This is a genomic window from Parundibacterium terreum (assembly GCF_014636315.1).
In the GTDB taxonomy this organism is placed as follows: Bacteria; Pseudomonadota; Gammaproteobacteria; order Burkholderiales; family Burkholderiaceae_D; genus Undibacterium; species Undibacterium terreum.
Genome location: NZ_BMED01000006.1, coordinates 429,086 through 452,110 on the forward strand (window position 1 = coordinate 429,086; position 23,025 = coordinate 452,110).

Genomic DNA, 23,025 nt, shown 5'->3' on the forward strand with positions numbered 1-23,025 from the left:
GCCTGATACAGAATATGAGAATTCAGTGCAGCCTATCACAAGTGCAGGGCCTATAGTTCAGTCGGTAAGCGGCAAGTGCGATATGCAAGGCCGCAAGCGTGGAGCGAATGCTACTGGGGAATTCAGCTTATCCACGGGATTCCATGGCTTCCTCCATTTCGCCATTGTGCCCGGTTCGACGGACATGCTCGCAGACTGATTTTTCTGGAGTCTTAAATGAAAAAAACCAACCCGAAGGCTGGTTTTTTTCATGTTTACGGGATTCGACAACACAAAATCAAACGTCGATATTGCCTGCCCTCAGCGCATTGCTTTCAATGAAGGCCCGGCGTGGTTCTACGTCATCGCCCATCAGCGTAGTAAAGATCTGGTCGGCGGCGATGGCGTCTTCTATCTGTACTTTCAGCAGGCGGCGTACGGTAGGGTCCATTGTGGTTTCCCACAGCTGGCTTGGGTTCATCTCGCCCAGACCTTTGTAGCGCTGCTTGGAGACGCCGCGTTCTGCTTCATCGCGCAGCCACAGCATGGCGTGGTGGAAGTCTGCTACGGCGGATTCCTTGGCTTTTTCGCCTTCGCCGCGGCGGATGAATGCGCCTTCCGTCAGCAGGCCCTTGAAGGTGAGTGCGGCGTTTTCCAGTACCTGGTAGTCGGCGCTTTCCACGAAGTCTGCATCGATGCTGCTGACCTTGATATTGCCGTGGTACATGCGTTCTATGCGCAGCGTGAACTTCTCGGACAGTTCATCGGTGGTGACAGTGGCTTTGACGGCCGGGTCGTTGATGGTGTCCGTCAGGGATTTGGCGGAGATAGCGGCGTTTTCTGCATTGTCCAGCTTCAGCGTTACGCCTGTCATGATGGCTGTCAGGGCCGCGCGGTCTATCACACGGGTCAGGCGCATCATGATGGCGTTGGCCAGGTTGTACTTGCGCACCAGTTCTTCCAGCACTTCGCCGGCGATAGGGTCTTTGCCTGTGCCGGGGATGAGTGCGGCGCCGGTCAGGGCGACGGTCATCATGTAGCTGGCTTCTTCGGCATCGTCTTTCAGATAGCGCTCATCGCGGCCGGCTTTTACTTTGTACAGCGGCGGCTGGGCGATGTAGATGTGGCCGCGCTCTACCAGTTGCGGCATCTGGCGGTAGAACAGGGTCAGCAGCAGCGTGCGGATGTGGGCGCCGTCAACGTCCGCATCGGTCATGATGATGATGCGGTGATAGCGGAGCTTTTCTACATTGAACTCGTCCGGGCCTATGCTGGTGCCCAGTGTGGCGATCAGTGTAGTGATCTGCTCTGAGGACAGCATTTTTTCAAAGCGGGCTTTTTCTACGTTCAGCACTTTACCGCGCAAAGGCAGGATAGCCTGGAACTTACGGTCGCGGCCTTGTTTGGCCGAGCCGCCCGCGGAGTCACCTTCGACGATGTACAGTTCGCACAGGGCAGGGTCTTTTTCCTGGCAATCTGCCAGCTTGGCAGACAGGCCCAGGCCGTCCATCACGCCTTTGCGGCGAGTCAGTTCGCGGGCTTTGCGGGCCGCTTCACGGGCGCGCGAGGCTTCCACGATCTTGCCGCAGATGATCTTGGCATCGTTCGGTTTTTCCATCAGGTAGTCGGTCAGCGTCTTGGCGACGATCTCTTCCACCGGGCCGCGCACTTCGCTGGAAACCAGCTTGTCCTTGGTCTGCGAGCTGAACTTCGGCTCAGGCACCTTCACGGACAAGACGCAGGTCAGGCCTTCGCGCATATCGTCGCCGGTGACTTCTACCTTGGCCTTCTTGGCGTAGTCGTGTTCTTCTATGTATTTGTTGATGACGCGGGTCATCGCGGCGCGCAGGCCGGTCAGATGGGTGCCGCCGTCGCGCTGCGGGATGTTATTGGTAAAGCACAATACCTGTTCATTGTAGGCATCGTTCCACTGCATGGACACGTCCACGGTGATATTGGTGCCCTGGTCCGAAAGGCGTTCGCCGGTGGCCTGGAAAATGGTCGGGTGCAGTACGCTCTTGCTCTTGTTGATGTATTCAACAAAGCCGCGGGTGCCGCCTTCAAACGCAAACAATTCTTCCTTGCCGGTGCGCTGGTCGGTCAGCTTGATGCGCACGCCGTTGTTCAGGAAAGACAGTTCGCGGATACGCTTGGCCAGGATTTCGTAGTGGAATTCTACGTGCGTGAAGATTTCTTCATCGGCCCAGAAATGCACTTCAGTGCCGCGCTTGTCGGTATCGCCTATCACCTTGATCGGGGAAGTGATGATGCCGTCCACGGTTTCCAGCTCGCGGTTTTGCGGTACGCCGCGCACGAATTCCATCGCGTGCACTTTGCCGTCGCGGCGAATGGTCAGACGCAGCAGCTTGGACAAGCCGTTCACGCAGGATACGCCCACGCCGTGCAAGCCGCCGGATACCTTATAGGAGTTCTGGTCAAACTTGCCGCCGGCGTGCAGCTCGGTCATGACGATTTCTGCCGCGCTGCGTTTAGGATCGTGCTTGTCATCCCATTTGATGCCGGTGGGGATGCCGCGGCCGTTATCGGTGATGGAGATGGAATTGTCGCTGTGTATAGTGACGTGGATCTCGGTACAGTGGCCGGCCAGCGATTCATCGATGGAGTTGTCCAGCACTTCGAATACGAGGTGATGCAAACCGGTGCCGTCCGATGTGTCGCCAATATACATGCCGGGGCGTTTACGCACGGCTTCCAGACCTTCCAGGATCTGGATAGAGGATGCGCCGTACTGATTTGGCTGTGATGGAGTGTTGTCTTGGGAAATCTCGGACATGGCTACCTTCTGAAAAATTTACTGCTTGTTCACATGAACCTGAGAGCGGAGCTCTCATTGCTACAAACTACCGATAAAAGTAAGTCACTTGTGACTCATCTTATTAAGTCTAAAACCAGGTTTTTCAGTCTGGTCGCGCTTCCAAATTCAAACCAGGCATCTCATGCATCCTTACTGCACGTTGTGCAGTAAGGACATGCTAGCTACGCTGAAGGAGGAACCACAGCAGACTGTTGTGCCCGATTAAATGCGCATAGGCATGACGACGTATTTGAAGTCGGTCTTCTCTGGGATCGTGATCAGTGCGGAAGAATTGGAATCGCCCAGTGCGACATTGATCTGGTCGCATTTCAGGTTGTTCAATACATCCAGCAGGTAGGTCACGTTGAAGCCGATGTCCACGCTGTCTCCGCCGTAGTCGATTTCGATTTCTTCGACGGCTTCTTCCTGGTCGGCATTGGTGGAGCTGATCTTCATGCTGCCTGGGCTGATCACGCAGCGCACGCCCTTGAACTTGTCACTGGTCATGATCGCGGCGCGTTGCAGCGAGCGCAGCAGTTGTTCACGGCCGATAGTGAAGTTGTTCTTGTAACCTTTAGGGATCACGCGGTTGAAGTCCGGGAACTTGCCTTCCACCAGCTTGGAGATCAGTTCTATATCGGCAAACGTCAGCTTGACCTGGTTGTTGGCGATATCCAGTTGTACCGGATCTTCCTTGTCTTCCAGCAGGCGTTGCAGTTCCAGGATGGTCTTGCGCGGGATGATCACTTCCTGGCGCGGGAACTCTTGTTCCACTTCCACCTGGCAGAAAGCCAGACGATGTCCGTCGGTAGCGACTGCGATCACGTTCTTGCCATCCACGACCAGCAGCAGGCCGTTCAGGTAGTAACGGATGTCCTGTTGCGCCATCGAGAAATGCACCATGTTGAACAGGTGCTTCAGGGTTTTTTGCGGCAGGCTGACGCTGGCATTGAAATGCTCGGCCTGGGCCACGGTAGGAAATTCTTCCGCCGCCAGGGTTTGCAGTGCAAAGCGCGATTTGCCGGATTGCACGGTCATGCGTTTGTTGGACAGTGTCAGCGACACGTCATTGTCATCCGGCAGTGCGCGCAGGATGTCCAGCAGTTTGCGCGCGGCGACGGTGGTGGCAGTAACTTCGCCGCCAGAGCCGATCTCTGCATGCGTGGTGATCTGCACTTCGATGTCGGTAGACAGGAAAGAGACTTTTTCACCATCCTTGCGTATGAGGATATTGGCCAGAATCGGCAATGTGTGCCGACGCTCGACAATACCACTCACAATTTGCAGAGGCCGGAGAAGGGTATCCCGGTGGGTTTTAACCAATTGCATGTGTATATCCCTCGCGTGTTGTAAATTGATAAAGGATGCTTTTATTCTGAACTGCATCGGGTGGATGCAGCCTGTATCTTGGCCTGCTGTTACTGGTATTTCTCTAATAATTCTTTATTGATTCTTTGTTGATACTTGCTGTCTGAAGCGGTGCTCAACTACGGATGAAACCGGTGTTCGACTGCTAATTTCTTGCCGTGCCAATCGATTGCGAAGCCGCGCTTAGCCTTTCAGCGTTTGTTCCAGCACGTGCAGCTCGTGATTGCATTCTGGGTTCTTGCTGCGGTCTGCCGCGATCTTGCGCACTGCGTGCAAGACCGTGGTGTGATCGCGGCCGCCGAACAGTTCGCCGATTTCCGGCAAGCTCTTCTGCGTCAGTTCCTTGGCCAGGTACATCGCAATCTGGCGTGGCCGGGCAATATTGGCCGGGCGTTTCTTGGAATACATGTCCGCGACTTTGATATTGAAAAAGTCGGCCACGGTCTTCTGGATGTTTTCTACAGAGATCTGGCGGTTCTGTACCGACAGCAAATCCTTCAGCGCTTCCTTGGTGACGTCGATCGTGATTTCTTTGCCGTGGAAACGGGAGTAGGCCAGGATCTTGCGCAAGGCGCCTTCCAGCTCGCGCACGTTGGAGCGCAGATGCTTGGCAACAAAGAAAGCCACGTCGTCGGAGAAATGCACGCCTTCGGAAGTTGCTTTTTTCAGCAGAATCGCCACGCGCATTTCCAGCTCCGGCGGTTCAATCGCGACGGTCAGGCCGGAATCGAAACGCGAGATCAGGCGGTCATCCATGCCGCTGATTTCTTTCGGGTAGGTATCGCTGGTGATGATGATCTGTTTCTTGGCTGCGATCAGTGCTTCAAACGCATAGAAAAATTCTTCCTGCGTACGGCTCTTGCCGCCGAAGAACTGGATATCATCGATCAGCAGCAAATCCAGCGAGTGGTAGTAGCGCTTGAATTCATCAAAGCCCTTGCGCTGGTAAGCGGTCACTACGTCGCGCACATACTGTTCTGCGTGGATGTAGCGTATCTTGGCGCCGGGATTGTCGACCAGGATCTGGTTGCCTATCGCATGGATCAAGTGAGTCTTACCCAGGCCTACGCCGCCATACAGGAACAGCGGATTGTAGGAGCCGCCAGGGTTGTTGGCGACCTGGATCGCAGCGGCGCGTGCCAATTGGTTGGCCTTACCGGTCACCAGGCTGTCAAAGGTCAGTGCGGAATTGATGCGGCTTTGCTCGCGGCGCGGCGATACTTCAGGTTGCGCGGCGGACAGTTCCAGCAGTTCGCTGCTGGCGTCATTGCCGCCGTCTTCACCACGTTGCTCGCGGGCTTCGCGGTTGGCGTTTTGCATGGAGCTGGCAGCCGCCGACGGCGCAGGCTTTTTATTCGTGCGCGGGTCGAGGATGAACTGAACGTCCACGGCCTCATCCCAGAACTGCACAGCGAGTTCTGTGATGCGGCTGGCGAACTGGGTCTTGACCCAGTCCAGCTTGAAACGATTAGGCGCGCCAATGCGCAGCTTACCGTCTTCAAAATCGATCGGAGCTAGCGGTTTAATCCACGCGCTGTACTGCTGCGGCGTTAGCTCCTGCTCTAATTGAGAAGAACAGGCCTGCCAGAAATTTTCCATGAATACTCTATCTATCAATACTTGCACATGGCTTGCAGTACCGTGTTCCGGGCGCATACGGTGCGACGGAAACGCGGGGCTGCATGGCTTTTTGTTGTTTACAACCTACACTATCGTCGGCACCGTATTTGTACTCGGACATATACTAGTGGGCACTTTGCAGGATTGTGAAATTGGCAAAATAAACCAGCCACATTAATCCTCTATTCTACCCTTGCTCGCACGAGTTATCCACAGGCGCGTGCGGAAATTTCTTTGCTGCAGAGCAGTGTTGCCCGCCATAGGGAGGGGCTTGACGAAAGCACCATAATGGTGCCACGGCGACATCTTGAGGCAGATTAAATCGCGCTAAGTGATTGACAGGTAAGCAGAAACTAGTGAATAATTCAGGGTTCCCTACCCTCTTTTATTGAGTGGTGCGCTAATTTGCTGGAAATTGCGGCGTTTGAATGTTCTTTTTGTGCATTTAAATTCATCAGTCTCCGGTGCTGAATACCTTAGTGCAGCACACCATGAGCAGCGGTTTTGGGGCAGTAGTGGTTAGTTAGTGGAAACAGTTTTACTCGACCGCTACCCGTAATTCCGATTTTTTATTTGCTCAAATAGCGAGACCAACATGAAACGTACTTACCAACCTTCCGTCGTTCGCCGCAAGCGCACTCACGGTTTCCGCGCACGTATGGCAACCCGCGGTGGCCGCGCTGTTCTGAACGCACGTCGCGCCAAAGGCCGTAAACGCCTGGCAGCCTGATACACGCAGGCCATGGTGAGCAGCATCAGCGGCAGCCCGGGCTAATTGCATGACCGACACTATGAGTGGCGATTTTGCACGCGTAAGGCGCATCGTTAAAACGGATGAATTTTCATCCGTTTTTCGTTTGCGCCCCGTGCAAAAAACACCACACTTCGTGCTGTATGCAAGGCCCAACGCCCTGACGCATGCGCGCCTTGGCGTCGTTGCAGCAAAGCGGTTTGCGCCGCGTGCTGTCACGCGCAACACGATCAAACGTGTCACGCGTGAAATCTTTAGACGGTCTGCACTAATCAACGTGGATTGCATTGTGCGCTTGTCCAAGCCAGTCAACAGCAAGGCAGGTCCTGCCACTACCGCGCAGCTCAAGCGCGAGTTGCGGGGCGAGATCGTGCGCCTGTTTGCTTCGCAGGTTTTGCCCGCCGGCATGAACGCTGCGCCGGCGGATATTGCCGGGCCTCCGGCAACTCCGGCGATCCTCAGCGGCAATGCGACATGAAATCCCCGGTGCAATCCCTGCTGACGATTTTATTGCGCGGATATCAACTGGGCATCAGCCCCATGCTGGGACAAAACTGCCGTTTTTATCCGACCTGCTCCAATTACGCGATAGAAGCCATCAGGGTGCACGGCGCTGCCAGGGGAAGCTTGCTGGCAGGCAAACGCTTGTGTAAATGCCATCCCTGGCATCCGGGCGGCATCGATATGGTGCCTGGCTCACCTGGAGCGGAAGCGGCCGGCGAGCAGAAAAAAGCTGAAAATCAGCAAGTAGTCCCCACATCCGACGATGGTTCTATACAATCCGCCGGTGCGCCTGCAGAAGCAGGCAGGCAGCGCCCGGTCTTTTTAGAGCCTTCCGGTCATTCTTCACCATTCTCCTGACAATACAAATGGATATCAAACGTACCGTCCTGTGGGTTGTTCTTACGGTGTCAATGTTGCTCCTCTGGGACAACTGGCAGCGTTTTAACGGCAAACCATCGATGTTTACCCCGACGCACGCGACGCAGAGCAAGGATCTGGCTTCGGCCAAGGCTGCCGTTGCGCCAACCAGCACTACCGTGACCAGTACGCCAGGCACGGCCAGCGGCGATACGCCGGCGGTCAAGAGCGAGCGCATCACCATCACTACCGATGTGCTGAAGGCTGACATCGATACGATAGGCGGCGAGCTGAAGCGCCTGGAACTGTTGCAGCATAAAGATGCGCATGACAGCGCGCACAACATCGTGCTGTTCGACGATAGCGCAAAGCGCGTCTATCTGGCGCAGACCGGCCTGCTGGGCGGTGCCTTCCCCAACCATAAATCCGGTTTCGTCGCCAAGCCTGGTCCGCGTACGCTGGACGGCAGCAACGAAGTGCAACTGGTGCTGGAATCCGAACAGAACGGCGTCAAGCTGACCAAGACCTTCACTTTCAGGAAGGGCGATTATGTGATCGACGTGAAGCATAGCGTCACCAACAACACCGGCGCACCGATCACGCCTTCGCTGTACCTGCAACTGGCGCATGACGGTACCAAGCCGGAAGGCGGCTCCATCTTCAGCGGCCCTAGCGAATTCTATGCGCCGGCTGTGTATACCGATGCAGACAAGTTCCAGAAGCTGGATTTTGAAAAGATCCACAAGGCAGAAGCCGAGAAGAACGGCAAGAGCAATGATTCCCACGCCACCAAGGCCGACAACGGCTGGGTAGCGGTGATCCAGCATTTCTTCGTTTCTGCTTTCATTCCGCAAGAAAAAGTACAGCGCGAGATCTACACCAAGCAAGTGGATACCAATCTGTACGCAGTCGGCAGCATTTTACCGCTGGGCACGATTGCTCCAGGCGCAACGGCAACGATGGATGCCAAGCTGTACTCCGGTCCGCAAAACACCTCTTCGCTGGAAAAAATTGCTCCCGGCCTGGAACTGGTCAAGGACTACGGTTTCCTGGCGATCATCGCCAAGCCTTTGTTCTGGCTGATGGAACATATCCACGCCTTGCTGGGCAACTGGGGCTGGACTATCGTGCTGTTCACCATCGTGATCAAACTGGCGCTGTTCCCATTGTCCGCTGCCGGCTATCGCAGCATGGCAAAAATGAAAGTGGTAACGCCGAAGATGACGGCCATCCGCGAGCGCTTCAAAGGCGATCCGCAAAAGATGAACCAGGCGATGATGGAATTGTATAAAACCGAGAAGATCAATCCTCTCGGCGGCTGCTTCCCTATCTTGATCCAGATGCCGGTGTTCCTGGCGCTGTACTGGGTATTGCAAGCCAGCGTGGAAATGCGCGGCGCGCCGTGGATGGGCTGGATTCATGATCTGACCGCACCTGATCCGCTGTACATCTTGCCCGTGGTGTATGCAGTATCGATGTTCATCCAGACCAAGCTGAACCCGGCTCCTGCCGATCCAGTGCAAGCGAAGATGATGATGTTCATGCCGCTGGCTTTCTCGGTGATGTTCTTCTTCTTCCCATCCGGCCTGGTACTGTACTGGGTAGTGAATAACGTGTTGTCGATTGCACAGCAATGGGTGATCAACAACAAGCTGATCCCGCAGGCACCTGCGGCAGCATAAAACGCTGCGCTCCAAACGCTCCACACTAAAAAAGCCCGTGCCTAGCGCGGGCTTTTTTGTTGCTGGGTTACACTAGCGGCTATGCGTAGAAATGATGTTGTTCAGGTATTGCTGATCCTTGGATCTCTAGTCGCGCCGGTCCGGCATTTCCTGCCGTCTATCGCATCCATGGGTTTCATAGCGCCTTTACTGTGTCATTTGCGTCACACCTGCAAAGATAATTACTCACAGCCTGCGTGCAAGCGCAGCTAGAATTTCAACATGACTTACGATTCATCCCCGATTACCGCAATTGCCACGGCGCCCGGCCGCGGCGGCATAGGCGTGGTCCGCATCTCCGGCAAGGACCTTCACGCAGTAGTACAGGCGCTGTTTGGCGAACAGGTTTTCAAACCGCGCCATGCGACTTACATCCCTTTTACGCAGGCAGACGGCAGCGTGATTGACCAGGGCATCGCGATCTACTTCAAGGCCCCGCATTCCTACACCGGTGAAGACGTGCTGGAACTGCAAGGCCATGGCGGCCCTGTCGTCATGCAGATGCTGTTGAACCGTTGCCTGGAAGCAGGCAGGGACCTGGGCCTGCGCCTGGCCGAACCCGGCGAATTCACTCAGCGCGCCTTCATGAACGACAAGCTGGACCTGGCCCAGGCCGAGGCCGTGTCCGATCTGATCGAGGCGTCCACCGAGGCTGCTGCCAAATCGGCTTCGCAGTCCCTGTCCGGCGTGTTTTCCAACGTGATTCACAATCTGGTGGAAAAGGTGGTACACCTGCGCATGCTGGTAGAGGCCACGCTGGATTTTCCTGAAGAAGAAATCGATTTCCTGGAAAAATCCGACGCCCGCGGACAGTTGGCGACCATCCAGGCTGCGCTGAAGCAGGTCTTCGAACAGGCAGCGCAAGGCGCGCTATTGCGCGAAGGCCTGAACGTGGTGCTGGCAGGCCAGCCGAATGTGGGCAAGTCTTCGCTGCTGAATGCGCTGGCCGGTGACGACATCGCGATTGTGACGCCTATCGCCGGCACCACGCGCGACAAGGTTACCGAGACCATCCATATCGAAGGCATACCGCTGAACATCATCGACACGGCCGGCATACGCCATCACGCCGATGAGCATTTTGAGGCAGGCGGCGAGATTGACCTGGTGGAAGCGATAGGCATAGAGCGCACCTGGGCCGAGGTCGACAAGGCCGACGTCATCCTGCACTTGCTAGATGCCAGCCGTGGCCCTACCCGCGCCGATGAAACCATCATAGAACGCTTCCCGGACAGTGTGCCGGTGATACGCATCTGGAACAAGATAGACCTGTCCGGCCACCACGCCAGCGTGGACGTGATGGATGATGCGACGCATGTGTATGTGTCGGCGCAAGACCATATAGGCATAGACCTGCTGCGCAAGGAATTGCTGCGCATCGCCGGCTGGCAGCAGACCGGTGAATCGCTCTACCTGGCGCGCGAACGCCACCTGATCGCTTTGAAGCATGCGCATGAACATCTGGAAAACGCAGCAGAGTATGCCGCGCAGAATGATCAATCGCTGGATTTATTTGCTGAAGAACTGCGATTGACGCAAGACCGTTTGAACAGCATCACCGGGGAATTTACTTCCGATGATTTGCTGGGTGTGATTTTTTCACGCTTCTGCATAGGCAAGTAGCACGGGTCTGCATAAGAAAAAGGCTGGCGCAATGCCAGCCTTTTTTATGAAGCGGAAGAAAACAGCTGCTAGGCCAAATGAATCTGGCCGTCGGCGATTCCTATCAGTTTGATGGCGGCCTGGATATCGGTCGCGGTCACTGCGCCGGCGATCGCCATGCCGTTGACGATGGAAGCTTCCGGCGTCAGGTAGCCCAGGCCCCATTCCACCGCAAACTTGTCGGCCACCGTGACCTTGTTGTCCAGCAGGTTTGCCACCCAGCCCCAGGTCGCGTCACCCTTATAGGTATGCGCGCCGGACAGGATCGCGGCTACCAGCGAGCCGTGCGTATACGCGCCGCTCACCAGATTGCCTACCCAGTAGTCCAGCCCGGTCTGGTCCGCGCCTTGCGGGCGGCCCAGGGTATTCTTGTAGATCAGGTTGACGAAGTCGGCATTGCTCAGGCTGTCGGTGAAACCGGTCTGGGCCGGGAATTGCGTCGCCGCAGAATAAAAAGCATCGCCTATCTGCTTGATAGACATGCCGCCCTTGAGCTGGGTGATCCAGTAGTCAAGGCCGTCCGCATCCGGCATGCGGTTGAAATAGGCCACATACAATTCTTCCAGCGAATGCAGTTGTGCGGTGCTGATGCTGTGCGCATCGGCCTGCACGCCCAGGTTCACCGTGTAATCGCTGAATTGCAATTTCTCTACATTGGTCGCGGCCCAGTGCGGCGTATCTTTTCCGCCTATCAGCACGGTGCCGCTGGCCAGCTTGCCGAGATAGGCAGTAGCAGAGGCCAGGTCGCCCAGCTTGGCATTGAATTGCAGGGTGTCGCTGCCGGCACCGCCGTCTACATAGATACCCATCGCGCTTTGCGGTGCGTCTATGCTGATCAGGTTATTGCTGCCGTCCATGCGCAGCATGCTGTTGCTCGCGGCGACACTGTAGTTGGCGCCGGCCGGTGTCAGGGTCTGGGCGCTGAGGCTGGATTGCTCGGATTGCTGGGTATCGGCCAGATGCTGCCGTATGTAACCGGTAATGTCGCTGGTGGTCAGGCTGACCGTTGCGCCGCTGGTGCCGCCGGCAGCATAGGCATCAAAATAATCGCCGTTGGTATTCTTGACCGAGTTGCCGTTGATTTTCCAGTCGAAGGAAAACAGGCTGTCATCCGGCGTGCTGATCTTGTACAGGCCGGGTATGTCGCTGCTCATGGTCAGGTAATCGCCGATCGCGTGGTAATAGGCCAGCGCAAAGGCTTCCTTCTCTGGCGCGCTGAAGGCCACTCCCAGATGGTTCATCTTGGAATCCAGCGTGGCGCGCCAGACCCCGGTGGCACGGTAATAGCCGCCTTCATAGGCGCCCACCGTGCCCAGTCCATCCTTGTAGCCGAGCCAGGCCGACCATGGAACATTGGTCGGTGAAGCCGACACGTGCGGGCTATGGGTGAAGCCGTAATCGCTCATGCTGAACTGGCTGGCGACGCTGGCGTCCACGTATTCATCCTGCAGGCCGGCAAAGCTGTGACCTATCTCGTGCAATACTATTTCCGATGCCTGGCTATTGCCGGCTGCGGCCCAGGCCACCGAACCGCCGGCGCCGCCATACAGCTTGGTATTCACCAGCACAATGGTCAGCTCATGTGCATTGGCAGAGGTCGATTGCGCGACATAATCCTGCACCTTGCGCTCATCGCCATACAGCAGACGGCCGTCGCTACCGTGCTGGGTGGCATTGAAATAGGTATTCACCGCCACGTTGTTGTTAGGCTGGTCGGTGCCCGATTGTTCGGACGCGACGAACAGCGCACTGGCATTGAAAAAATTCTTGTAGTTGGAAAACGGTGCATTCAGCACGCCATTGGCCGAACCGAGAATGGAGTTCAGGTAGCTGTTGGCGTCGGCCAGGAATTTGGCCTTTTCCGCCGCGGTATACCCTTCAGCGACAAAAACAATGTCTACTCTCTGTGCGCTGGAGCCGGTGTTTAACAGCGTGGTCAGGTCAGCCATAAATTCTGGAATCTTTCTTTTGTTGCACAAAAAAAGTGCCCTCGGCGAGAGTGCACAATAAGACGGGCACGCCGACTCTTGGAGCAAGAATTATATTGCCATTTTGCAAGTATTTGTAGAAAATCCAGCATTTCTGAAACGCTAGGCCTTTGCCCAAGAACTCGGGCGGCAGGCGATAACCAAGCTCCACTTCGGCAAACGGCGGCTTATACTTCAGGCCGCCGAAACAATCAGTGCTGGAATCCTCTGACATGCGTTCTCGCCGCTGCGCCCAAGAGCCTCGATATTCAGCAAGTCTCTATACGAAGTGATTAAAGGTGACTGGTGAGTGATAGATCATTGACCTGGAAATTTCAGAATACTCTAGCTCAAAAAAAGTTCGCGGGTATTCGGAAAGCGGGACTACTCCACGCGTTCGAATGAGCCTCATCTTCGTACCGAGAGCGAAAACGTTTGTAAGGTTTAGGGCACTTGGCCACGGTGGCTCTTTATGGAAGTTTCGAGCGACGACGATAATTTTTCGTTGGGCCATCTTTCGAGAAGCCACACGCTACGCGACAGCGACAGATTATTGAGAGGGGTATCTCGAGTTCACCACGTTCATTGGGGCCAATGAGCTGCGTTTATGTGGTTCAACATTGATTGGCATGGCGTATCATGTAGTCTTTGAAAATCGGATACCTAAAGTGCAAAAAAATAGCATTCTTCGCTGGTCGGGTAGCAAAGCGAAGCTGATACCTGCCTTGATGAATCTCGCACCTCCCAAGTATGAGCGGTATATTGAGCCATTTGCTGGCTCGGCGTCGCTATATTTCGAACTGATGCCAATCCAGGCAATTGTGGCCGATGTCAATCCTTGCGTTATCGACGTCTATCAGGCTATCAAGTCCGATGCTGATGCCGTTTCAGATATGCTTGATAGTATTCCGAGGACGCGGGAGGCATACTATTCTTTGCGGGCGTTATCACCTATTTCTCTGACAATCGAACAACGTGCGGCCCGACTTATTTTCCTGATGAAAGCATGCTTCAATGGTGTCTATCGCACTAATCGACGTGGGCAATTTAATGTCCCGATGGGAGATAAAATCTACGCATTGCCAAGTCGTGATGAACTGTTATTCGGTCGACGAACCGGTTCGGACAATTGCATTATTAGATGCTACCCTGCGGGGACTTTCCTTAGACTACAATGTCGTGATGCTGCCAAGTGGGCCAAAAATATTCGTCCTTTGCTCGCTGTTGACCCAGACTATGTACCCGTCTTCTGCGGTCTGGAGAATAAGTTCAGGAGGGTCAATTACAGCGCGTGAAGTGAAGCCAAGTCGTCACTTCGTCGGGTTGCGATGGATGCCTGAAGTAGGGTAATAGAGTTGCTATTAGTTTTTGGTTTTACTTTCAGTCGGCATTTCGGCCTTAGTTTGCACCAACAATTATAAGGACTACGTTTGCCAAAGATTGAGTAGTTATTGGACTACTCCCGACGTGCGCATCTGTGAGATGTAGTCCAATTGTTTGCCTCAAAACTTCTGCTAAAAACCAGTCGCTGCGATCTACCAACAGGAGTCGGTAGGGTTGGTGAGTGTTACAAATCCCGTGCAAACATATTCATATCCACGCCCGGAACTAGCTCCATCCTGACTTGCTTCTCCACTTCAAATCCCAGCTTGCGCGCGACATTCGCCGAACCCTCATTCTCCGGGTGCACCAGTGCGATCAGCTTGGTCAGGTTCAAGGATTCCTTGCCAAATTTGATGGAGGCTTTTCCGGCTTCCTGCGCCAGGCCTTTGCCCCAGAACTCCGGCAGCAGGCGGTAACCCAGCTCCACTTCGGCAAATGGCGGCATATACTTCAGGCCGCTGAAACCTATCAGTTGCCCGCTTTCTTTCCACACCACGGCAAAGCGGCCGAAGCCGTATTTTTTGTAATCGGTGACTGGCCCTTCCAGCAGGCTGGCGCGCACTTCTTCCACCGATGCCATCGGTTTGTTGCCGACATAGCGTATTACCTCGGGGATCACGCACAGCGGGAAGTAGGCCTCCGCATCGTCAGTCGTAAAGGGGCGCAGCAGCAGGCGTTCGGTTTCTATGATGGTTTTCATCGGCTTCTGATTTTCCTTGGTATTCTATGAATGTTGTTTATAGCAAAGTGTCCAGTGCTGTTTTTATCTTCGGCGCCAGCTTCGCCAGTTGATCATACTTGCTGCCGCTGGTTTCCACGTACAGCGCAGACAGGAAGGCACGGGTATTGTGGCGTTTTGCCAGGCCGGCCTGGCTCTGGAAAACTTCGTTCCATGAAGTGAAGGGCGCCGGTGAGGATACTTGCTGCAGCCACGCATCCCATTCTGCTTCAGTATGCAGCTTGCGGCCCATGATATACAGCGCGGGCCGCGCCAAGCGTTCCGCTTCGCCGTACAGGTAGAAATGCCCGCTGGACGGTGCGACCTGGCTCGCTATCGCTGCCAGTATCTGATCCAGTTGCGGCTTGCCCAGCGCCGGATTCAGGCCCAGTTGCATCAGCAGGTCGGCATCATGCGCGATACCGTGCCGCCAGCCTTGCTGCTGGTCAAAGCCGCGGTAATCCCGCTGGGTTTGCAGATAGGCGGTGGCGTGATCCAGCAGGTCTTGCCGCTGAACGATGCTCAGGTAGGGCTCGATGCGATCCACCCTTGCCAGTTCGGATAGCACCAGTGCGGAGAACGGCGCGCGAAAGCCGTCGCTGTCCGCGTGTGCGGGTTCCAGCGCCGGCAACAGGCTGGCGTACAGCGTCTCGCGCGTGGCTTTATCCAGCTTGCTGCCGCGCAGCCAGGTGCTATAGGCCTCAAAAGCGACGTCGTCGCGCAATACCGGATTGGGCGACGCCAGGCAGGGAACCAAGGCCAGTGCCAGTTGCTGGCGCTGCGCATCATCGCTCACTTCAAATTGCTTTGCCTTCAGCGCAGTCAGTTGCTCTACGCTCCAGCCTGGCGGCGGGCAAGGGGCTGCAAACGCCATTGTCTGTGCAGTGGCCGCCAGCGCGAGGGCCAGTAATGCCGCAGTACGGTAATTTTTCATCACTCCTCCGGCGGCCAAAAAAGTTGAGTTTTAGCTTGTTCACCCATGATGCAGACAATTCCAACGCGAGGCAAGTTCCCGCAATATGAGGGCTATAGTAAAGATGGATGTCCGAAACCAGCCAGTCCGATGCAAAAGATGATGCGATGATGTACGCTATATTCTTCAATGAAAGGAAAATTCATGGAAACTCACGCCGAAGCCGCCAGCCAGGCCAACCTCGCCCATCAGTTTCACGCCTTGCATGCGCATGAAGGTAGTGCGTTGGTATTACCGAACGTATGGGATGCAGTCAGCGCCAGGCTGATGCAGCAATGCGGCGCGAAGGCGATCGCTACGACTAGCGGCGGGGTCTCCTGGGCGCATGGCTATGCGGATGGTGGCGCGCTGCCTATGGCCGCTCATCTGGCGACAGTGCGCGAGATCGTGCGCGTGGTGCAACTACCGCTGACGGTGGATCTGGAGAACGGCTATTCCGACGATCCGGCAATAGTCGCTGCCAACGTCGGTGAATTTATCGCTGCAGGCGTGGTCGGCATCAATATCGAAGATGGTGCCGCAGCGCCGGAATTGCTGATGGCGAAAATAGTTGCCATCCGCGAAAAAGCCGCCGCGATGGGCCTGGACCTGTTCGTCAATATCCGCACCGATGTGTATTTGCGCAAGCTGGTGGAAAACGACAAGCTGGCAGCCGAGACGATACGCCGTGCGGAGTTTTACAAACGTGCCGGTGCTGACGGCTTGTTCGTGCCGGGACTCGCGGATTTGAATGCTTTGCGCAGTATTGCCGAGGTGGTCGGCATGCCGGTGAATGTGATGGCAGTGCCAGGGCTTGCCAATGTGCAGCAACTGGCCGCACATGGCGCACGCCGTGTCAGCGCCGGCACTGCACTGATGCAGGCCGCGCTGGGCACGACTGTCAAGCTGGCCAAGGATATGCTGGACGGCGGCAGTGTAGAGGGCATGTTCGCCGGCAGCCTGGGCTACGGCGAAGTGAACGCCTTATTCCCCTAAAAGCTGTCGCGAAATTAGCCGGGCTGGTGCCTTTACTCTGAACTATCCGTATCCAGGTCGTCATGGCTGACGGCCTTGCTGCGGTCCGCATCCACCTTCTCTTTCAGGTTCTTTGCTTCATTGATGAACTGATCGACCGGCTTGTCCTGACTGAGGCGCAAGGACGGCGGCAGGATTTGCGCCATGTACAGTTCATCGGCTGCCTGCCCATAGCGCTGGAAATTCATCATCAGCATCAGGCCGGAGCCGATCAGGCCGAGTATCAGGGCGGTGGTCGCAATGCGGCGCGGATGGCGTGGGTTGATGGTAATCAGATGGAAGTACACCATCGCCGCTGTAATCGCGATGACGACGTGGCTGCCGTAGCGGCTCAGTATTTCCAGTGACAATGCATACGCCGTAGTCGCGCTGAACAGGCTCCAGACTTCCATCGCCGCCATGCCGCAGCCGGCGATAAACAGATGCCGGCCAAAGCGCGCGTGGCCGCCGAACAGGCGATTGGCAAAGGCCCAGACGCCGCTCCAGATCAGGCCGCCGCTGAGCACATAGGCAATCGCCATCAGATAGCGTATCGCCTCAAACTTGCTGACATCGCCCAGCCAGGTACCCAGCGCGCTGAGCATGGCCATGATGGCCAGGCCGCTCAGGGCCGGTGGCCAGCCTTCCCAGCCGTGTATCGTGGTATCGGCCAGCTCATCGTCCACCTGAAAATCGGCGGCGCGCACGCGCAGGTTGGTATGACCCAGCCTGACCACGGTATTGCCGTTGATACTGATCAGCGGCAGGCGCTTGCCCTTGTGGACGATGCCGTTATGGCTGCCCAGGTCGCGTATATGCAGGCTGCCGTCTTCGCCCTGCTCCACCACTGCGTGATGGGCGGCGGTGTGCGGATCATCCAGGATGAAATCGTTGTCATAGCCGCGCCCTATGCGTATCGGCAGCGCGTTGACCTGGTGCCTGTGCCTGACTTCATCGTTGGAGGCCAGCACTTCGACAAAATAGGAGCCGCTCATCATTTGCCTCCCTTGCTCAGGGATTCAAGGAAGATGCGCGACACCCGCAGGCCGTTATCGTAAGACACGCCCTTGGTTTCTATGCGGCTTTGCAGGCTCATCATCGCCTGGTCGGTGCTTGCAGTCAGTAGAATGAAGTCATACAGGCCGGTGAACTTGCGGTAGGCGCGCACGCAAAGCACGGCACGCACCGGTAGTTTCTTATTGCTGACAAACTGCTCATTGCAGGCCGGCGCAGTCACTTGCGTACTCTTGTAACTGCCGCTAACCTGGTTCTTGAAGGCATTGGAGACCAGCTCGGAAAAGCGCAGCGCATTCAGTTCTATGCTGCGGGTGTAGGCATGCTGTATCGATACCTGCCCGGTTTGCAACTGGCCGGATACATAGATTGCGGATTCGGTCTGGCAGCGCATTTCATCCACGGTATAGGGAATGTCCGGCTTGGCATTGGACTGGCCCCAGCAGCGCACCTGGTCCGATTCCCTGACGGGCACGCGGTAAGGGCCCAGGGTCTTCAGCGTCAGCGGGCTTTCCAGCAGCTTGTCCACGATCACGCCCTGATGGGCCATCAGTTGCTGGCCGACGATCAGGCTGAAGTCCTTGGCCGGCTTGGCCTGCAATTTCACTTTGGCCAGCAGTTCCTGCACATAGCGCACCGGCACCAGAAAGCTGACCAGCTCGCCGTCCAGCCGTTTGGACACGTTCACACCGGCGACTTTGCCGTCCACCGTCACATTCGGACCGCCGCTCATGCCGGCATTGATAGGGCCGGTAAACATCAATTGGTCGTAAAAGCCGCGCCGTATGATGCCGTTGTAGGAACCTTCAGAAATCGCAAAGCCCAGATCCAGCGGGTTACCCAGCGAATACAGGTACTGGCCTTGGGTCAGCTCCGGCAACTGCTGTATTTGTTCCGGCACCTTGAAGTAGCCGGTGCCGGTGCGCCCTACCCTGACGACTGCCAGATCGTGCAAGGCATCTACCGCCAGCAACTCCACCGCGCCGCGCTGGTTGGCGGTATCGACGTATTCGCCGACATAGGTTTCAGGCTCCAGCGCAATTTGCGATACGACGTGGTAATTGGTGACGACCAGATTGCTATTGTCGATCAGAAAGCCCGAGCCTACCGAGGCTTGCGTACGCCCGTTTTTCAACAGCACGCGTATCTGCAGCAGATCGTTTTGCGCGGAAGAGTACAGTTTTTGGGCGGAGGAGGAAGGCGCGGGCAAGGGCACTTGCTCCTGCGGCGATGCGGCGGCAAAAACGGTATTTGCTATCAGCGCGCCCATAAACAGGACGGGCAGGGCGGCCAGACTCAATTTTCTCATCGTGTTTATCTAGGAAAGCGTTTCCCGCTGTGGACAGGTTTGTTCAAGAAAATTGTCAAAGTATAAATATGCTGCTTGGAGCTGTCTATCACAATTTAAGCATAGTCCCATACATTACGGCCCACCATCGCTGTTGATGGCCGGCAGTAAATGAAAAAGCCACGAAATCATCGTGGCTTTTGTGGTTTTGCAGTGTGCTTGCGTGCCGTTTATTTGCTGCCGCTGGCCGCTGTTGAGGTCAAACCGCGGCGTTCCAGCAAAGGCTGCAGCTTGGCGTCGCGCCCGCGGAAGTTACGGAAGGCTTCCATCGCATCCATGCTGCCGCCCTTGGACAATAGCTGCTGGCGGAACCAGTCACCGTTCTTGCGGGACAGGCCGCCGTTTTCCTTGAACCATTCTACGGTGTCCGCATCCAGCACTTCTGCCCAGATATAAGAGTAGTAGCCTGCCGAGTAGCCGCCGGAGAATACGTGCGAGAAGTAAGTGCTGCGGTAGCGCGGCGGCACCGGCGCATAGTCCACGCCGGCTTGCTTCAGTGCGTTGGCTTCAAATTCCAGTGCATCTTCCGGGATCTGGCTGGTGCTCAGTTGATGCCAGCGTTGGTCCAGCAAGGTCGCGGCCAAATATTCGGTAGTGGTAAAGCCCTGGTTGAACTTGCCTGTAGCGGTCAGCTTGTCGGCCAGCGCCTGCGGCATCGGTTCGCCGGTTTGATAATGCTTCGCATAGTTTTGCAGCACTTCAGGCCAGACCGACCACATTTCATTGACCTGTGAAGGGTATTCGACAAAGTCGCGCGGCACGCTGGTGCCGGAGAAGCGTGGATAGCGCACATTGGAGAACATGCCGTGCAGCGCGTGGCCAAATTCGTGGAAGGCGGTACGCACTTCGTCATAGGTCAGCAGGGTAGGCTGCCCTTCAGGCGGCTTTGGAATATTCAGATGGTTGGCCACCACGGGACGGGTGCCGAACAGGAAAGACTGATCCACATACTCATTCATCCAGGCGCCGCCGCGCTTGTTGTCGCGCGCATACATGTCGGCCAGGAACAGTGCCAGCGGCTTGCCGTCCGCATCGAATACCTCAAACACGCGCACCGTAGGGTTGTATACCGGCAGGTCCTTGCGTTCCTTGAAGGTGATGCCGTACAGCTTGGTCGCCGCATAGAACACACCGTTTTGCAGCACATTGTTCAGTTCAAAGTAAGGGCGCAGCTGCGATTCGTCAAAGCTGTACTTGGCTTTGCGCACCTGTTCTGCGTAGAAGGCCCAGTCCCAGGCTGCCAGCTTGAAGCCGCCCTTCTTCGCATCAATCAGCTTTTGCATTTCTGCAGCTTCTTTTTTTGCATTGGCGACGGCGGCCGGTGCCAGCTCAGCCAGCATCTTGTTGACTGCAGTCGTGGTTTTGGCAGTGCCGTCTTCCAGTGAATAGGCCGCATAGGTTGGGTAGCCGAGCAACTGGGCTTTTTCCGCGCGCAGCTTGGCCAGGCCGATGGCGATTTCGCGGTTGTCGAACTCGCCGCCATGGTTGCCGCGCTCTACCGACGCGTCATACAGGCGCTTGCGCAGTGCGCGGTTGGTCAGCGTGGTTTCATACGGCTGGCCGGTGGTGTTCATCAGCGCGATCACGTATTTACCCTGCAGGCCGCGCGCCTTGGCGGCATCGGCTGCTGCTGCAATTTCACTGTCGCTGAGGCCCTTCAGCTCGGCCTTGGTATCGACAATGACTGCAGAGACATTGGTTTCTTTCAATACGTTCTGGCTGAAATTGGTGCCCAGGCTGGCCAATTGCCCATTGATGGCTTTCAGCTTGGTCTTGTCGGCGTCGGACAATTTGGCGCCGGCGCGTACGAAGTCGGTGTAGTAGCGGTTCAGCAACTGGCGCGATTCAGCGTCCAGCGCCAGGTTGGCACGCTGCTCGTACACGCTGCTGATGCGTTTGAACAGCTTGGCATTAAGCTTGATTGCGTCATTGTGCGCGGCCAGCTTGGGCGCGAGGTCGCGAGATATCGCTTCCAGCGTGGGATTGGTATTGGCGCCTGTCAGGTTGAAGAACACGGCAGAAACGCGGTTCAGCATCTGGCCGCCCTTTTCCATTGCGACGATGGTGTTGTCGAAGGTAGGCGCGGCTGGGTTGTCCGCAATGGCATTGATCTCGGAGGCTTGCTGGCGCATCGCTTCGGTGAAGGCAGGCGCATAGTGCTCGTCCTTGATCCTGTCGAAGGCGGGCATGCCGTAAGGCAGAGTACTCGGTGTCATGAATGGGTTGCCGGCCGGCACAGGTGCCGGAGTGGCCGCACTGGCGCCGCTACCATTGGTGTTTGCTTGCGGAGCATCTGCTGCGATGCTGGAATTCAGTGCAAGGCTGGAGCAAAGCATCATGAACAGGAGACGTGACATAGTGGTTCCCAAAAAAATGGATAGAAAAGAGATGGATAATTCCTGATTACTTTTGCTTGCCTGCAGCAGGGGCGTTTTTATATTTCTGGCCGGTAATATGCAAAACAGGCATTCAATACAGGATTTCAATGCAGGATGTAAATAGTGTTACCTGACTATGACAGGATATTCTGCCATTTGATTCCTGGAAACTGGCAAATAGCGAAAATTCGATACAGAATTGTTGAATTTTCTTAAAAACCGCAACTTTGTATAGCAAAAATGAAGAAAGCCGGGATTTGATTCCGTGGCGGAATCATGCCGGCTTTCAAGGGTCTTTCTAACGTTCTATCGCTGCAGGAATTTCTCCAGCCGGCTGGCGCCCAGTTCCAGCTTGTCCAGTGAACTGGCGAAGCACCAGCGCACATAGCCCTCGCCCTCGGGGCCGAAGGCGCTGCCGGGTGCCAGTCCCAGTCCGGCTTCCCGCACCAGGCGCTTGCAGAGATCCAGCGTATCGGTCTGGCCGTCCACCCGGAAAAACAGGTACATCGCTCCCTTGGGGTTCGGGGTGGTGATGCCCGGCATCGCGTTCAGGCGCTGGTACAGGAAATCCCGTGCGGCCTGATAGCGTTCCAGCGTATGGCGCACGATCTCATCGCCGCGCTCTATCGCCGCGATACCGGCGCGCTGGATGAAGCCCGGCGCGCACGAAGTATTGTATTCAATTAATTTGCCCAGATCGGCCATGATTGCTTCCGGCGCGACAATCCAGCCCAGGCGCCAGCCTGTCATCAGCCAGGCCTTGGAAAAGCTGTTGGCCGAGATCAGCCGGTCTTCCGGCACGCTGATGTCCAGAAAGGACGGCGCGCACTGCTGGCCATACACCAGGCGCTCATACACGTCGTCGGCGAGGATCCAGATGCCGTGCCGGCGGCAATGCTCCAGCACGATTTGCTGTTGCTCGCGCGGCATGACCCAGCCGGTTGGATTATTCGGTGAATTGATGAACACCGCCTTGGTGCCCGGCGTCAGCGCATCCAGCAATTGCTGCAAGTCCAGCTCCCAGGTCAGGCCGAACTGCAGCGGCACCTTGACGATTTCCGCGCCGAGTATCTTGGGAATCTCCACCAGATTTGGCCAGATCGGGGTAACCGCCACCACGCGGTCGCCCGGGTTCAGGATGGTTTGGGCGATCAGCATCAGTGCCGATACACCGGCAGACGTAACCGCCACCCTCTCCGGTCCTATGGACTGGTGCAGGCCGGACAGGTAGTTGGCGATCGCTGCGCGCAGCGGCGGAATGCCGTAGTTATGGGTATAAAAGGTATCCCCGGCATCCAGCCCCTGCTTGGCCGCATCGCGGATGAACTGCGGCGTGACTTCGTCCGGCTCGCCGAACCAGAAAGGCAGTACGCCTTCCAGGCCTATGCCGGCATTGGCGACTTCGCGGATTTGGGATGCGCCCAGTTGCTGGACGATGGATCTTGCGTGAGGGAGGTGCTGGGTCATTGTCGGG

18 protein-coding genes are annotated in these 23,025 nt (G+C 56.2%); 7 read left to right on the top strand and 11 right to left on the bottom strand.

Annotation, left to right across the window (positions count from 1 at the left end):
• Nucleotides 1–277: 277 nt before the first annotated feature.
• The 3 genes from gyrB to dnaA form a co-directional block, all read right to left on the bottom strand.
• Nucleotides 278–2,773 (bottom strand): DNA topoisomerase (ATP-hydrolyzing) subunit B, encoded by a 2,496-nt coding sequence (gene gyrB, locus IEW12_RS24870; RefSeq protein WP_188568818.1) that lies wholly within the window; start codon nt 2,771–2,773, stop codon nt 278–280.
• A 243-nt stretch (nt 2,774–3,016) separates the two neighbouring features.
• Nucleotides 3,017–4,123 carry a DNA polymerase III subunit beta gene (gene dnaN, locus IEW12_RS24875; RefSeq protein WP_188568819.1) on the bottom strand — a complete coding sequence of 369 codons (1,107 nt, stop codon included), beginning with the start codon at nt 4,121–4,123 and terminating at the stop codon, nt 3,017–3,019.
• A 222-nt stretch (nt 4,124–4,345) separates the two neighbouring features.
• Nucleotides 4,346–5,761, bottom strand: a complete 1,416-nt coding sequence (gene dnaA, locus IEW12_RS24880) for a chromosomal replication initiator protein DnaA (RefSeq protein ID WP_188568820.1) — start codon at nt 5,759–5,761, stop codon at nt 4,346–4,348.
• A 616-nt stretch (nt 5,762–6,377) separates the two neighbouring features.
• On the opposite strand from dnaA, the gene rpmH reads away from it, so the two are divergent.
• The 5 genes from rpmH (at nt 6,378) to mnmE (ending at nt 10,738) form a co-directional block, all read left to right on the top strand.
• Nucleotides 6,378–6,512: a 50S ribosomal protein L34 gene (gene rpmH / locus IEW12_RS24885; RefSeq protein WP_061535510.1), complete on the top strand. Its 135-nt coding sequence runs from the start codon at nt 6,378–6,380 to the stop codon at nt 6,510–6,512.
• Between the two features lie 49 nt (nt 6,513–6,561).
• Nucleotides 6,562–7,011: a ribonuclease P protein component gene (gene rnpA / locus IEW12_RS24890; RefSeq protein ID WP_188568821.1), complete on the top strand. Its 450-nt coding sequence runs from the start codon at nt 6,562–6,564 to the stop codon at nt 7,009–7,011.
• Entirely contained in the window at nt 7,008–7,394 is a 387-nt protein-coding gene (gene yidD, locus IEW12_RS29165; protein WP_188568822.1) for a membrane protein insertion efficiency factor YidD, read from the top strand. The genes rnpA and yidD overlap by 4 nt, the downstream gene beginning before the upstream one ends.
• A gap of 8 nt (nt 7,395–7,402) precedes the next feature.
• The gene (yidC, locus tag IEW12_RS24900) at nt 7,403–9,076 is read left to right on the top strand and encodes a membrane protein insertase YidC (RefSeq protein WP_188568823.1); all 1,674 of its coding nucleotides are present in this window, start codon (nt 7,403–7,405) and stop codon (nt 9,074–9,076) included.
• Between the two features lie 261 nt (nt 9,077–9,337).
• Nucleotides 9,338–10,738 (top strand): tRNA uridine-5-carboxymethylaminomethyl(34) synthesis GTPase MnmE, encoded by a 1,401-nt coding sequence (gene mnmE / locus IEW12_RS24905; RefSeq protein WP_188568824.1) that lies wholly within the window; start codon nt 9,338–9,340, stop codon nt 10,736–10,738.
• A 68-nt stretch (nt 10,739–10,806) separates the two neighbouring features.
• On the opposite strand, the gene IEW12_RS24910 is transcribed toward mnmE, so the two are convergent.
• Both IEW12_RS24910 and IEW12_RS24915 read right to left on the bottom strand, forming a co-directional pair.
• Nucleotides 10,807–12,726, bottom strand: coding sequence for a M64 family metallopeptidase (locus tag IEW12_RS24910; protein WP_188568825.1), 1,920 nt, complete (start codon nt 12,724–12,726; stop codon nt 10,807–10,809).
• The gene (locus IEW12_RS24915) at nt 12,719–12,979 is read right to left on the bottom strand and encodes a hypothetical protein (protein ID WP_188568826.1); all 261 of its coding nucleotides are present in this window, start codon (nt 12,977–12,979) and stop codon (nt 12,719–12,721) included. Before IEW12_RS24915 ends, IEW12_RS24910 begins: the two co-directional genes overlap by 8 nt.
• Nucleotides 12,980–13,412: 433 nt before the next feature.
• Between IEW12_RS24915 and IEW12_RS24920 the strand changes: the two genes are divergently transcribed.
• Nucleotides 13,413–14,039 (top strand): DNA adenine methylase, encoded by a 627-nt coding sequence (locus IEW12_RS24920; protein ID WP_188568827.1) that lies wholly within the window; start codon nt 13,413–13,415, stop codon nt 14,037–14,039.
• 272 nt (nt 14,040–14,311) lie between these two features.
• On the opposite strand, the gene IEW12_RS24925 is transcribed toward IEW12_RS24920, so the two are convergent.
• Together IEW12_RS24925 and IEW12_RS24930 are read right to left on the bottom strand one after the other, a co-directional pair.
• Nucleotides 14,312–14,827, bottom strand: coding sequence for a GNAT family N-acetyltransferase (locus IEW12_RS24925; protein WP_188568828.1), 516 nt, complete (start codon nt 14,825–14,827; stop codon nt 14,312–14,314).
• A gap of 37 nt (nt 14,828–14,864) precedes the next feature.
• On the bottom strand, nt 14,865–15,779 hold the full coding sequence (locus tag IEW12_RS24930; RefSeq protein ID WP_188568829.1) for a DUF2785 domain-containing protein: 915 nt from the start codon (nt 15,777–15,779) through the stop codon (nt 14,865–14,867).
• A 183-nt stretch (nt 15,780–15,962) separates the two neighbouring features.
• On the opposite strand from IEW12_RS24930, the gene IEW12_RS24935 reads away from it, so the two are divergent.
• Nucleotides 15,963–16,793, top strand: a complete 831-nt coding sequence (locus IEW12_RS24935; protein WP_188568830.1) for an isocitrate lyase/PEP mutase family protein — start codon at nt 15,963–15,965, stop codon at nt 16,791–16,793.
• Nucleotides 16,794–16,825: 32 nt separating this feature from the next.
• Here IEW12_RS24935 and IEW12_RS24940 read toward each other — a convergent pair whose 3' ends face one another.
• The 4 genes from IEW12_RS24940 to IEW12_RS24955 form a co-directional block, all read right to left on the bottom strand.
• On the bottom strand, nt 16,826–17,809 hold the full coding sequence (locus IEW12_RS24940; protein ID WP_308789158.1) for an FHA domain-containing protein: 984 nt from the start codon (nt 17,807–17,809) through the stop codon (nt 16,826–16,828).
• Complete coding sequence (locus tag IEW12_RS24945) at nt 17,806–19,134, bottom strand: S1 family peptidase (RefSeq protein WP_188568831.1); 1,329 nt, start codon at nt 19,132–19,134, stop codon at nt 17,806–17,808. Before IEW12_RS24945 ends, IEW12_RS24940 begins: the two co-directional genes overlap by 4 nt.
• A gap of 209 nt (nt 19,135–19,343) precedes the next feature.
• Nucleotides 19,344–21,530: a M3 family metallopeptidase gene (locus IEW12_RS24950; RefSeq protein ID WP_371874579.1), complete on the bottom strand. Its 2,187-nt coding sequence runs from the start codon at nt 21,528–21,530 to the stop codon at nt 19,344–19,346.
• A gap of 327 nt (nt 21,531–21,857) precedes the next feature.
• Complete coding sequence (locus IEW12_RS24955; protein WP_188568832.1) at nt 21,858–23,018, bottom strand: pyridoxal phosphate-dependent aminotransferase; 1,161 nt, start codon at nt 23,016–23,018, stop codon at nt 21,858–21,860.
• Nucleotides 23,019–23,025: the final 7 nt, after the last annotated feature.